Genomic DNA, 13180 nt, shown 5'->3' with positions numbered 1-13180 from the left:
TTATCACTTCCCTCTTTATATGAGTAAGAACATTGAAGGTATATGACAGAAACTAGAGCTTAACTGTGATTTATGGGAAACTTGTTCGATTGTAGAGCACATAGACATATCGACATGAAAACACGCTTTGAGCCATTCATTTCCGTCATTGAAAATTTTATCGACCTGACTGGTCGAGCAGTATCATGGCTGATACTGGCCATGGTGTTACTCATTTGTTATGACGTAGCTATGCGCTATTTATTCAACTATGGTTCTGTCGCCTTGCAGGAACTGGAATGGCATTTATTTGCGCTGGTTTTTCTGCTCGGTGGAGCTTATACCCTTCGGCATGACGCACATGTCCGAGTTGATATTTTCTATCAAAGCCGGTTCGTTTCTGATTTAGGGCGCGCGTGGATCTCTCTGTTAGGCACGCTCTTCTTTTTATTCCCGTTTTGCATGATGATTGTATTAACTGCCTGGCCATTTGCTGAAAATGCATTTTATTACAATGAAGGCTCACCTGACCCCGGCGGTCTGCCTTATCGCTTCATTCTCAAAGGGGCGATTTTAGTCGCCTTTGCACTTATTATGCTGCAAGGTATAGCTGACATACTTAAGAATCTGAAAATTATCTGCAACAAGGAGTCCAAATGATGGAGTATTGGGCTCTGGCCATGTTTCTGGTGTTGTTTTTACTGCTGTTAATCGGTTATCCCGTCGCCTTTACATTAGGTGCTATCGCGCTTGGTTTTGGCAGTATATTTTTAGGTTTCGAGTTTTTTAGTCTGTTACCGCTGCGTATTTGGGGGGTGATGACAAACTTCACTTTGCTTGCCGTGCCGCTTTTTGTGTTTATGGGAGTAATTCTCGAAAAGTCTGGGATAGCAGAAGAACTGCTTGATACCATGGGTCGCTTGTTTGGCAGCTTGCGTGGCGGGCTGGCTATTTCAGTGGTTGTTGTGGGTGCGCTTCTCGCTGCAACAACCGGTGTGGTTGGTGCTTCTGTAGTCACAATGACGGTGATTGCCTTACCGTCTATGCTAAAACGTGGCTATTCACCTGCTTTAGCCAGTGGCACCATTGCCGCTTCTGGCACATTAGGCCAAATCATTCCACCTAGTATTATTCTGATTTTATTAGGTGATGTAGTCGGCGTACCTGAAGGCGAATTGTTTATGGCAGCCGCGGTACCAGGCACCTTATTAATTCTTGCCTATATTCTTTATGTCATCTGGACCGCCTGGCGACATCCGGAAGCCGCACCAGCAATCACTAATTCGGCCGATGATTCTACGCATTTAGTTTTTAGTGTGATTAAAAGTCTCGTGCCACCGATGTTATTAATTCTCGCGGTATTAGGTTCTATTTTCTTTGGTATCGCGTCTCCAACAGAGTCAGCTGCTGTTGGCGCTCTGGGTGCGATTCTACTTGCTGCTATTCACCGACGGATGAACCTAGCGAATTTACGTGAAGCACTTCAACGCACAACCCGATTAACCAGTATGGTATTTATTATCTTTATCGGCGCCACCGCATTCGGCCTGGTTTTTGTTGGTATGGGTGGTGATAAACTGATTCTGGATTTATTCACAGGCCTACCGGGAGGAAAATGGACATTTCTGGTACTCAGTATGTTACTGATTTTCTTCTTAGGCTTTTTCCTGGACTTCATTGAAATTTGTTTTATTGTTGTACCGGTGATTGCTCCAGTAGCCATTCATATGGGCATTGATCCATTATGGTTTGCTTTATTGATAGCCTTAAACCTGCAAACCTCATTTTTAACACCCCCTTTTGGCTTTTCACTATTTTATCTAAAAGCCAGTGCGCCCCCTTCCTTAAAACTTGAATCAATCTACCGAGGCATTGTGCCTTTTGTAGCAATACAAATTGTGGTTTTGGCTTTAATCATCGCTTTTCCGCAAATCAGCCTCTGGTTGCCTGAGCTTATGTCCAAATAAGATCTATTGCAGAGCTGGAGTTTTGTTCTCCATCTCTGCACCGGCTTACGTTAACGGACTAAAGCTTACTCAACAGCCACTGGATATCGTGATTTAAATTGTAAAGTTTCATTAAAAAACCTATCCTATATCGTTAATGATAACTATTAACATTTAGATTAAAATGAAACCAATTACTCCCTTTCTTTGCCTGAGCTGTAGCTTATTATCTTTTCAATCGGTGATGGCCGAAGATAATTCAGCCTCTTTATCCACCCTCGTCGTCACCGGTCATCAAACACCCTATATCCGACTCTCCGAAACAGCGACCAAAACCGATCAGGATTTATTAGACACACCGTTTAGCGTCAATATTGTTAACCAGAACTTTATTCAGGATTTGCAAGCTGAAACGCTAGCCGATGTTTATCCCTATATTGTCGGACTAAGTCAATCTGGCACCAATGCCAATAGTTTTACCTTACGGGGTTTATCTTCGAGCTTACAGAATGTGCAGATTGATGGCTTACCGGGCCTTGCCTCACGCTTTGGCTCTCCGTCTACAGCCAATATTGAACGCGTCGAAGTACTTAAGGGACCGGCTTCTGTGCTTTATGGTTTGATGGAACCGGGTGGCCTGGTCAATATCGTCACCAAAAAACCACAGGCAGAGGCACAAACCAGTCTCAGCTTTAGTGGTCGCAGTTATGCATCAAGTGACTCAGGGTTTGGTTCTGATGTCGGCGGCACGTTTACCTATGACTCTACCGGTGCACTCACTGAGGATAAAGATTTACTCTACCGTTTTATTGGCAGTGTTGAAAACATTGATTCCTTCCGTGATGGTGTCAATGATAATAATCTCTATCTTTACCCCACCCTTTCTTATCAGATTAATCCGGATATGAATGCTACCATTGGCATGGAGTATATTCGTGAACGTCGTGATGCCGATGATGGCCTGGTCGCCGTCAATAACGATATTGATCAAACGGCTTCATTGTCGACTCGCTATCAAAGAGACGGTGATTCGGATAATGATGACGGATTAACGTTATTTGGTCGACTGGAAAACCAGATTAATGACAGCACCGTATTCCGCCTCAATCTGAGAAGTGTTTATCACGAAGATGAGCGCGAACTCTATGAAAATAATGCCGTGATAGATGCCACGAACATTGTGGACTCAACCTTGAGAAGACGTGACCGTTATCAGGTTAATAAACGCCAATATCATTTCTTTGATGCCAACTTATCTCATAAGTTTGAAACTGGTGAGTTATTCCATAACACCCTTATTGGTATCAATGGCGGTTTTGAACGTGCTGATTTTGACAGAAAACGTTTTGGTCCAACAAACCGTATTACACCTAACTTGAATGTGTTTAATCCCACATCAGACAGTGGAACCCCTCTCGCACAAGATTCCGGCAATCACCGGATTACCGATAATTACAATCTGGGTTTGTACGCTCAGGATACGGTAGATCTGAATGATTATATCTCTGTGATGCTGGGTGGACGCTTTGATACACAGCGAACACGTTTTGTGGAGAAAAATGTCGGTAAGGACGATGAATTTCAGAAACAAAATACCAAAAAATTCTTGCCTCAAGCTGCCCTTGTTTTCAGAGCGACAGATGAAATCTCGCTCTACTTAAGTCATTCTGAATCATTTAATCCCAACAGCATTGAAAGTAGAAATGCCGATGGTAAAAGCTTTGATCCAGAGTTAGGTAAACAAAATGAGTTTGGTATTAAAGCGGCTTTATTCGATGACAAACTCAACTTCACCGCATCCAGTTTTAAAATCATCAAAACTAATATTACGGAAAAAGATAGCGTTACTGATGAAAACCGATTAGTAGGTGAACTGGAAAGCAAAGGCACAGAATTTGAAATACAAGCACTGCCCATCGAAAACTGGCAGATTCGTGTCGGTTACGCCAATGTTGACTCGTTCATCTCTCATAGCCTTGATAGCGAGACAGTAGGTAACAGAAATGCGTTTGCGCCCATGCATAATGGCTTTATCTGGACGCGCTATAACGTCCCGCAACCTGTCTGGGGTGGAAAGGTCGGCACCTCATTGGGACTAAACTATCAATCCTCGCAGTACACCAGCTCGGATAAAGAAAAACGCGTTGAACTGCCAAGCCATACACGCGTCGATCTCGGCTTTTATTACGATATCAAACAGTATCGTTTCGCACTGAATATCGAAAACCTGTTTGATGAAACCTATTACACGGGTGGCTCTAACGATAGTAAAATTTATCCAGGTGATCCGCGCTTAATCACCTTGTCATTTAAAACTACTTTATAAAGATAATCCTGAACGGCCTAAACAGGTTTGAGTTAAAGACTCCAAATCTGTTTAGGCTGCCTTGATACAATTACGGCCTGACTCTTTCGCACGATATAAGGCCTGGTCCACTTGTTCAACAAAATCGACAAGCTGATCGTGAGGACCTGGAACAATCGTACCGATGCCGATACTGATGGTCAGCAGCTGTGAAACCTCAGATTGCTGATGGCTAATTTGTAATTTCATCATTAATTGCTGGCAGCGCTCAGCGATTTTTACTGCAGCAGGATTATCAGTCTCCGGCAATAACATCACAAATTCCTCACCACCAAATCGGGCAAAAAAATCTCTGGATCGCGTAGCAGCTGAAGTGAGCGTCTGGGCAACCTGTTTTAAACAATCATCGCCCTGAATATGGCCATAACAATCGTTATATTGTTTGAAAAAATCAATATCCATTACCAGCAGAGACAGGGGTTGCTGGTGACGTCTAGCCGTCATCCATTCTTCTTCTAACACTTTGTCCAACATTCGTCGGTTAGGTATACCGGTCAGACCATCTTTAAAAGACAGTTCTTCCAGCTCTTTTTGCAAATCCAGCAATTTTTGTTCGGTTTCTTTTCGTTCAGTAATATCAAACATAAAACCAATCAAAGCTTCGACTTCACCCTGCTCATCTCTGACCACATGAACAACATCACGAATCCACACATAATGCCCATCTTTGGTCATTGCCCGATAATCGGCTTCATGATCAACACCGGCTTTTGACTGGGCAACACAGAAATCGACCACCCATTGTTGATCTTCAGGATGCATTCTTTCAGCCCACTCATTGACCGTTTGCCAGCTTTCCGGCGACCAGCCTAATAACTTCTCTATTTGTGGTCCGATGTAGGAAAAACGCATGGTTTTCCAGTCAATACGCCAGGGAATAGCTTTTGTAGATTCCAATAATGTTTTATAAACATCATTATTCTGGGTAATAGAAGTATCCATATCGCCCATAGGTATGATCCTTTTATCAAAACTCACTAATAAACTCATCACCCAAGAAAATGTCGGGCATTAACTCTGCTCAAACCTAAAGCTGCTGACGGCATTTATATCATTTACACCGAGCTTTAACATCAATAGTCTATCGACACCGATAGCCACGCCAGTACAAGCCGGTAACCCAGCATTGACGGCCGCAATTAAATTCTGATCCATTGGCATCATAGCTTTACCTTGTCGCTGACGGATAAGATTATCTTTGGCAAACCGCTGACTCAGTTCGTTAGCTTCCAGGCATTCGTCATAGCCATTCGCCAGTTCAAGTCCTCGCGCATAGACTTCAAATCTGGCGGCCACTACTGCTCCATCATCTGACCGATGTAACTTTGCTAATTGTGCCTGTGAGGCAGGAAAATCGTAAATAATATAGGGCTGACCCGACAAGGCTAATTGTGGTTCAATCAGTTCACTCATCAACAGTTCCAGCCAACCATCTTTGTCAGCTTGCCAGTCATCAGGCAGACTCGTTATTTTGGATATAGCAAACTGTTTGAGTTGCTGTTGACTCACATCACTCACGTCAATAGCGAGATACTGAGCAAACACCTGTTGGTAGCTCAATTTAACCGCAGCCGGTAAGCCCACCACACTTTGTAATAAATCATCGACTTCAGCCATCAGCTGGTGATAATTCAGACTAGGACGATACCATTCCAGCATCGTAAATTCTGGAGAGTGGTGTCGGCCCTGTTCACCATTACGGAACACTTTTGCTATTTGATAGATATCCCCCAAACCAGCAGCTAACAGCCGTTTCATCGCAAATTCAGGTGAAGTATGTAAATAACATGAGGTTTTCTGTCCACCAGCGGCAATATATTCCGTAGTGAAACTATCAAGGTACGGTGCGGTAGGCGCCGCATGAGACAGAATGGGCGTATCGACTTCCAGCACATCTCGCTGATAAAAAAAACGACGGATCTCAGTCAGAAACTGAGCCCGTCGCTTTAAATGATCCAGACTTGCAGAAGGTTGCCAGTCTTTATCGTACATATGAGGATTTAGTCTTTTGCGCGTTCAACATAGGATGAAGAGCGAGTATCTACTCTGAGGACTTCACCAATTTCAATAAATAATGGCACACGAACAACCGCACCTGTTTCCAGTGTAGCGGGTTTACCACCACCGCCTGAAGTATCACCACGTACACCCGGATCGGTTTCAACCACAGCGAGGTTAACGAAGTTAGGTGGTGTGACCAGTAATGGTGTGCCATTCCATAATGTCACAGTGTAGACATACTGTTCTTTCAACCAGTCTTTACTTTCACTGATAGCATTGGTATCGGCGCCATATTGTTCAAATGAAGTTGGATCCATGAAATACCAAAACTCACCATCGGTGTATGAATATTCCAAATCGACTTCAATAACGTCAGCGCTTTCCACTGTATCGCCAGACTTGAACGTCCGCTCATTCACTCGGCCAGTTTTCAAGTTACGGAACTTAACACGATTAAATGCTTGGCCTTTACCCGGTTTAACAAATTCGTTTTCAATGATGCTGCATGGATCACCATCAAGCATAAACTTCAGGCCGGATTTGAATTCATTTGTACTATAACTTGCCATCTTAACCTCTTTTAGGGGACGATCTTCACTTGCTTCAAAATAAAAGCCACTATGATACCGCAAACCACCACCGTAAAGACAAAACAAAACTGGCAGCACTCACTCGCTAATGCCGTAAACAATGCCGACCAGTTATTAGCGCTATTAGGGCTTAGCGGCCAACTATCGGCGATTGATAAAGATAAAATACGCCAGTTTCCCGTGCGCGTTCCGCTCAGTTACATTAAAAAGATGCGCTACGGTGATGTGACCGATCCCTTACTTCGTCAAGTATTTCCTTTGCTTGATGAAGCTTATGAAGTCGATGGATTTTATAGCGATCCGGTGGGAGATCATTTGGCCGTTAAGTCCCCCGGTATTTTGCAAAAATATCAAGGACGCGCTTTATTATTGATGACAGGTGCTTGTGCCATTCATTGTCGGTATTGCTTTCGTCGTCACTTTCCCTATTCAGAAAGCAATCCGCTGGCTGCTCAGTGGCAGCAATCGCTTGATGTATTAAGGGCCGACACGTCAATTACTGAAGTTATCCTGAGTGGTGGCGATCCGCTTTCACTGAATGATGAAAAACTCAATAATGCGATAGGCGATCTGAATAAGATCCCGCATTTAAAACGACTACGAATTCATACCCGGCTACCCGTCGTATTGCCAGAGCGTATCACGGACTCATTACTTAACTGTCTGCAAAATACCCATCTGAAAGTGGTGATGGTGATTCATGCCAATCACGCCAATGAAATTGATGAGGAAGCGGCACAGGTGCTGAATGACTTAAGGCAAGCTGGCGTGCAATTACTCAATCAAACGGTCTTATTAAAAGGTATTAACGATAGTGTGGACGCATTGGCCACATTGAGTGAACGTTTAAATGAAGTCGATGTGCAACCTTATTACCTGCATTTACTGGATAAAGTAGCAGGTGCTCATCATTTTGATGTGGAAGAAGAAATAGCGGTTAATTTGATTGAGACTTTGAGAAAACAATTGCCTGGCTACCTTGTGCCCCGTCTGGTACGTGAGCAACAAGGTGAAGCCAGTAAAACGGTAATTAGTTAATTACCGTTCTTCGATAGGTGTGTAGTCACGCATATCACTACCCACATATATTTGTGTCGGTCTGTAAATGCGATTATCGCAGATTTGTTCACGCCAGTGAGCCAACCAACCCGCAGAGCGAGCGACAGCAAATAAAGCGGTGAATTCGTCTTCAGGAATGCCCATTTCGCTATAGAGAATGCCGGAATAGAAATCAACATTCGGGTAAACGCCTTTATGGCCGAGGCGATCAGCACAGACTTCTTCCAGTTTTAGGGCGGTATCGAACATATCATCCAGATGACCACCACGTTCCGCAACTAACTGTTCTACCAGTTTGTGCAAAATGGTAGCACGCGGGTCTTTGACCTTGTACTCACGGTGACCCATTCCCCAGATGACTTCTTTGTTTTTCAGCTTCTGATCAACCCAGCTTTCGACATTCTTCGGTGAGCCTATCTCTTGTAACATGCCAACCACACGTTGATTGGCACCGCCATGTAACGGTCCAGATAAGGTACCAATGGCCGCTGAAATAACACTATATGGTGTAGCTAGTGTCGAACCTGCAACCAATGCCGCAAAAGTAGAAGCATTCAAGGTATGTTCTGCATGCAGAATCAAACACACATCCATAATTTTTGCCATTAATGGATCCGGTTCTTCACCGTTAAACATGTATAACAAGTTTTCTGCAACAGACAGATCGTGCTTTGGATTAACCGGGTCCCAGCCATTACGGATGTGTTCCCACATCGCCACCAGTGGTGCCATTTGAGCGATGATATTCACCGTCATATTACGCACGTAATCAAGATCTTCACAGCTGTTAGCATCTGTCAGACATTCCGTGCCTGGATAGAACATTCCCAGACTGGATACAGCCGTTTGCAACATATCCATGGGATGACCGGTGTGGGGAAAATGCCGCATCATCTGACGAATGTGATATTTGATACGGTAATTATCTTTTAACTGTTGGGAAAAATCGTTTAATGCTTTCTTAGTTGGTAATTCACCATCTAATAAAAGCAAGGTGGTCTCTTCAAATGTACTGTTTTCAGCAAGAGTTTCGAGTGGATAACCACGATAACTCAGTATGCCTTTTTCACCATCAATAAATGAAATGGCTGACTTTGTTGCGGGTACACCTTCCAGGCCTGGTAAAAAATCACTCATCTACAACCTCATAATTATCTTGATGGTGGAGATTATCGGAAAAGCTGGCATTATACTGCATTGCAGGTACAGCAGCATCACCGATGTTCTTAACTACTGATTTAACGGGGTTATCTAAGAATATCTGACCAGATATTATGTGCCCACGCATCGGCAAACTCGCCTTCTAACAACGTAGGTGTTGGTGTTATCCCCCCACCTGGCATCACCGCCATTTTTTCCGTCTTTGGATCATATCTGAATACAGCCGCGACATGGCCTGCTTTTTCGCCGTCAGTAAAACTATAGCAGGTATTACCAAATACGGGTTCAGGTTCAACATCGTGCTCATGCAATAATGCAATGACCGCGGCTGCACATACCTTGGCCTGCACATTCGCGATATGACCCGATTTGGGTAAGGTAGATGCCACCGCATCACCTATCACATGGACATCCTGAACAGCAGTTGACTCATACGTTCTAAAATCAACCTCACACCAGCGTTTATCCACATTAATCACACCTGCCAGCTCAGCTACCTTACCGGCTCGTTGTGGCGGTATAACATTCAATACATCTGCCTGAACACTATCAAATACACTATCGACCGTTAGGGTATCAACATCAATATTTTCCACACCATTACTGGGTTGATACTCAATAATATCGGCATAAAGATCATCCCAAACACCTTTAAACAAGGCTTTTTTAGAGACGATATCACCATTGGCATCGAGAATAATTAATTTGGCTGTTGGATTATGTTGTTTTAAAAATAAGGCAATTTGACAAGCACGTTCATAAGGGCCGGGGGGACAACGAAATGGCGCTTGTGGAATGGTCATCACCACTTTGCCGCCTTTAGGCATGGCTTTTAACTGTTCATGCAGCAACTGTGTTTGCGGTCCAGCTTTCCAGGCATGAGGAATCTTAGTCTCAACAATCTCCGGCGTGAGCATGCTTAGCTGGTCATAAATAAAATCAACACCGGGAGCAACAATAAGGCGGTCATACTGAACCACTGTGCTATCATCAAGACGCACATTTTTGTTATCAACATCCACCGCATTTACCGTGGCCTGAATCATCTTCACACCGTAGTAAGAACTCAGGGCATGATAATCAAAGGTCAATTGCTGTAGGGTTCGGTGACCACTTAATACGAGATTACTTTGTGGGCAGGAAACAAAAGCCGTTTTTTTCTCAATCAGAATCACTTCAAGATCCGGCGACCACATGCGTATATATTTGGCAGCAGTGGCGCCCGCAAACCCGCCACCAACGATCACAACACGTTGAGGCTTTTTAGAGCGAGTCATCATGGCTGAGCTTATATTCGGAAATGCGGCTAACGCAGATACTGATATAGCTCTTTTCATCACTTGCCGGCGATTAATAGCCATAATAACTCCCCTACTTAATTAAGAAACATGCTCACCTTGTGCCTGTAAATCGGCATGATAAGAAGAACGCACCATCGGGCCACTGGCAACATGCTCAAAGCCCATTTGTTTACCTGCCACAGCAAGTTCATCAAATTCGGCTGGCGTGACAAACCGCTCAACCGGTAAATGATGCATGCTCGGTTGCAGATATTGTCCTAAGGTCAACATTCGACAACCATGGTCACGCAGATCCTGCATCACTTGTTTGACTTCATCTATAGTTTCACCCAAGCCCAGCATCAAACCTGATTTAGTCGGCACATCGGGATGCATCTCCTGAAACCGCTTGATTAAATCCAGCGACCACTGATAGTCAGAACCTGGTCTGACGGCCTTATACAAACGTGGAATACTTTCCAGATTATGATTAAAAATATCCGGCGGACTTTGTTTCAAAATATCCAGCGCCACATCCATCCGACCACGAAAATCTGGCACCAGTACTTCAATATTGGTTTGTGGTGACTGCTGGCGAATTTCATCAATACAACGAACAAAATGGGCCGCTCCACCATCACGTAAGTCATCACGATCGACTGAAGTCACCACAACATGTTTCAGTTGCATAGCAGCAATGGTTTTTGCCAGATGTGCTGGTTCGTTTTCATCTAATGGGTCAGGGCGACCATGCGCCACATCACAAAACGGGCAGCGTCGGGTACAGATATTGCCCATAATCAGAAACGTCGCCGTGCCATGAGAAAAACATTCACCTAAATTAGGACATGCGGCTTCTTCGCATACCGTGTGCAGCTTATGCTCACGTAGCATATTTTTAATATGTTTCACTTTTGGATCGGCATGTGATTTTGCCCGAATCCATTCTGGCTTGCGTTTTGGCTTGCTTGGCTCAATTTTTATGGGAATACGGGAGACCTTTGATTCGCCCTTAAGAGCGCGAACGTCTCGTCTTCCGTCTACTGTTTCAGTCATGCATTATTTCCTAATTGTGTCTGTTGCTGAAAAGCGGACACAAACTGTTGTTTCGCTTCTGTCATTGTTATATCAATGCCCAGCGATCTCATATCAATTACTTCCATGCCAGCATAACCGCATGGATTAATGTAGCTAAAGGGTGTTAAATCCATATCAATATTCAGACTGACGCCGTGATAGCAGGCCCCTCGTTTCACTCGTAACCCCAGTGAAGCGATTTTTCGTTCATCAACATAGACACCAGGCGCATCCTGTCTGGCATAGGCATCAACACCGTATCGTGCGAGCAAATTCACGACTGTCTGCTCAATATTTGTCACCATTTGCCTAACGCCAATCCCAGCTCGGCGCAAATCAATTAAGGTATACACAACCAGTTGTCCAGGACCATGATAGGTCACCTGTCCACCACGATCTGTGGATACAACGGGAATCGCAGAATCCATCAAAATATGGGCAGCATCACCATTTGCCCCTTGGGTAAATACGGGACTGTGTTCCAGTAACCATAACTGATCTTCTGTGTCAGTCTGTCGTTCGAGCGTAAAAGACTGCATGGCATCCACGGTTGGCGGATAATCAACCAGCCCCAGGTCTTTAATCTGCATGAACGTTAAAGTACGTACTTAATCGCGTCGTGATCACTCAAGTCCTGATAGATCGCATCGAGCTGAGGTTTACTTGTCGCTCTTATTGTTACTGTGACCGAGGTAAACTTGCCACCAGAACTCTGTTTCTGGCTGACAGCTCCTTCAGCAATATCATCAACATGACGCCTGACGATTTCCACCACGATGCTATCAAGTTCTTCACTGGACTCCCCCATGGCTTTAATAGCAAAGTCACAAGGAAACTCTAATAATGTATCTTGTTGTTCTTGTTCACTCATTGATTCGCCTCCAACTTATCACGTTGGTATAGTGCATCCAGTTGCTGCCAGATGGGTCCCGGAATTCCTTGCCCTACGGGCTTATCATCCAGCCTCGTCACCGGTAATAACTCCCGCGTTGAGCTACTGATCCAAATTTCATCAGCCTGAGTAAGCCTTTCTGCTGTCACCGATTCTTCTTTGTAAGCAATATTGGCTTTAGCAGCCAGCTCTAACACGAAGTCACGGGTGATGCCGGGTAAAACCGTATTATCTTTTGCTGCCGTATAGATCACACCATCAAACACAGCATAACTATTACTGGCAGAACCTTCCGTCATCACACCATCACGAATCAAAATGGCTTCGCCAGCCCCCCGCTCGTGTGCCTGCTGTCTCAGCATGGTGTTTGGTAACAAAGCAATAGCTTTGATATCGCAGCGCTGCCAACGAATATCGTCGACAGTGATCGCTTTGATCCCCTGTTCTTTGTATAACTCGGGTACCGAATTAAGCGGATTACTCATCATAAAGACAGTCGGCTTAACCCCTTCCGGAAAGACATGTTCACGTGGAGCCACACCCCGTGTTACCTGCAAATAAAGCGCCTGATTATCACTGTCATTCTGCTCAATCAGCTGCGTGATTAATTGTGTCCAATGCTCATCATCATATGGATTTGTTAGATGGATGCCATCCAGACTGCTTTGTAGTCGGGATAAATGTGCCTTTAAACGAAAAGGTTGGCGACCATAGACAGGGATCACTTCGTAGACACCATCCCCAAATAAAAACCCCCGGTCATAAACAGATACCTTTGCCTGCTCAGCAGGCAAAAAGGTATCGTTTAAGAAAACCGTTGCCATGGACTG

At 44.3% G+C, this 13180-nt stretch carries 13 protein-coding genes; 4 read left to right on the top strand and 9 right to left on the bottom strand.

Features of this window, described 5'->3' with window-relative positions:
- Nucleotides 1-114 precede the first annotated feature (114 nt).
- The 3 genes from B2248_RS14080 (at nt 115) to B2248_RS14070 (ending at nt 4251) form a co-directional block, all read left to right on the top strand.
- Nucleotides 115-639 carry a TRAP transporter small permease subunit gene (locus B2248_RS14080; RefSeq protein ID WP_007146500.1) on the top strand — a complete coding sequence of 175 codons (525 nt, stop codon included), beginning with the start codon at nt 115-117 and terminating at the stop codon, nt 637-639.
- On the top strand, nt 639-1946 hold the full coding sequence (locus tag B2248_RS14075; RefSeq protein WP_273180224.1) for a TRAP transporter large permease: 1308 nt from the start codon (nt 639-641) through the stop codon (nt 1944-1946). Before B2248_RS14080 ends, B2248_RS14075 begins: the two co-directional genes overlap by 1 nt.
- 163 nt (nt 1947-2109) lie before the next feature.
- On the top strand, nt 2110-4251 hold the full coding sequence (locus B2248_RS14070; protein WP_273180098.1) for a TonB-dependent siderophore receptor: 2142 nt from the start codon (nt 2110-2112) through the stop codon (nt 4249-4251).
- Nucleotides 4252-4302: 51 nt separating this feature from the next.
- Here B2248_RS14070 and B2248_RS14065 read toward each other — a convergent pair whose 3' ends face one another.
- From B2248_RS14065 to efp, 3 genes are read right to left on the bottom strand one after another with little or no spacing between them, the layout of a single operon-like run.
- Complete coding sequence (locus B2248_RS14065; protein WP_273180095.1) at nt 4303-5241, bottom strand: GGDEF domain-containing protein; 939 nt, start codon at nt 5239-5241, stop codon at nt 4303-4305.
- A 60-nt stretch (nt 5242-5301) separates the two neighbouring features.
- The gene (gene epmA, locus B2248_RS14060) at nt 5302-6282 is read right to left on the bottom strand and encodes an EF-P lysine aminoacylase EpmA (protein ID WP_273180093.1); all 981 of its coding nucleotides are present in this window, start codon (nt 6280-6282) and stop codon (nt 5302-5304) included.
- A gap of 8 nt (nt 6283-6290) precedes the next feature.
- Nucleotides 6291-6860 (bottom strand): elongation factor P, encoded by a 570-nt coding sequence (gene efp / locus B2248_RS14055; RefSeq protein WP_273180090.1) that lies wholly within the window; start codon nt 6858-6860, stop codon nt 6291-6293.
- Nucleotides 6861-6911: 51 nt separating this feature from the next.
- Between efp and epmB the strand changes: the two genes are divergently transcribed.
- Nucleotides 6912-7919, top strand: coding sequence for an EF-P beta-lysylation protein EpmB (gene epmB, locus B2248_RS14050; protein WP_273180087.1), 1008 nt, complete (start codon nt 6912-6914; stop codon nt 7917-7919).
- On the opposite strand, the gene B2248_RS14045 is transcribed toward epmB, so the two are convergent.
- The 6 genes from B2248_RS14045 to dat all read right to left on the bottom strand — a co-directional run bounded on the left by B2248_RS14045 (nt 7920) and on the right by dat (nt 13174).
- Complete coding sequence (locus tag B2248_RS14045) at nt 7920-9077, bottom strand: citrate synthase (RefSeq protein WP_273180084.1); 1158 nt, start codon at nt 9075-9077, stop codon at nt 7920-7922.
- Nucleotides 9078-9187: 110 nt separating this feature from the next.
- Nucleotides 9188-10462, bottom strand: a complete 1275-nt coding sequence (locus B2248_RS14040) for an NAD(P)/FAD-dependent oxidoreductase (RefSeq protein WP_273180081.1) — start codon at nt 10460-10462, stop codon at nt 9188-9190.
- A gap of 18 nt (nt 10463-10480) precedes the next feature.
- Nucleotides 10481-11437 (bottom strand): lipoyl synthase, encoded by a 957-nt coding sequence (lipA, locus tag B2248_RS14035; protein WP_273180078.1) that lies wholly within the window; start codon nt 11435-11437, stop codon nt 10481-10483.
- Complete coding sequence (lipB, locus tag B2248_RS14030) at nt 11434-12048, bottom strand: lipoyl(octanoyl) transferase LipB (protein WP_273180076.1); 615 nt, start codon at nt 12046-12048, stop codon at nt 11434-11436. The genes lipA and lipB overlap by 4 nt, the downstream gene beginning before the upstream one ends.
- Before the next feature lie 5 nt (nt 12049-12053).
- On the bottom strand, nt 12054-12329 hold the full coding sequence (locus tag B2248_RS14025; RefSeq protein WP_007146512.1) for an HP0495 family protein: 276 nt from the start codon (nt 12327-12329) through the stop codon (nt 12054-12056).
- Complete coding sequence (gene dat / locus B2248_RS14020) at nt 12326-13174, bottom strand: D-amino-acid transaminase (RefSeq protein ID WP_273180074.1); 849 nt, start codon at nt 13172-13174, stop codon at nt 12326-12328. The genes B2248_RS14025 and dat overlap by 4 nt, the downstream gene beginning before the upstream one ends.
- Nucleotides 13175-13180: the final 6 nt, after the last annotated feature.

It is taken from the genome of Methylophaga sp. UBA2012 (assembly GCF_002335235.1).
GTDB classification, from domain to species: domain Bacteria; phylum Pseudomonadota; class Gammaproteobacteria; order Nitrosococcales; family Methylophagaceae; genus Methylophaga; species Methylophaga thalassica.
Note: the sequence above shows the minus strand (reverse complement) of the source record. Positions and strands in the feature narration are given on the sequence as shown.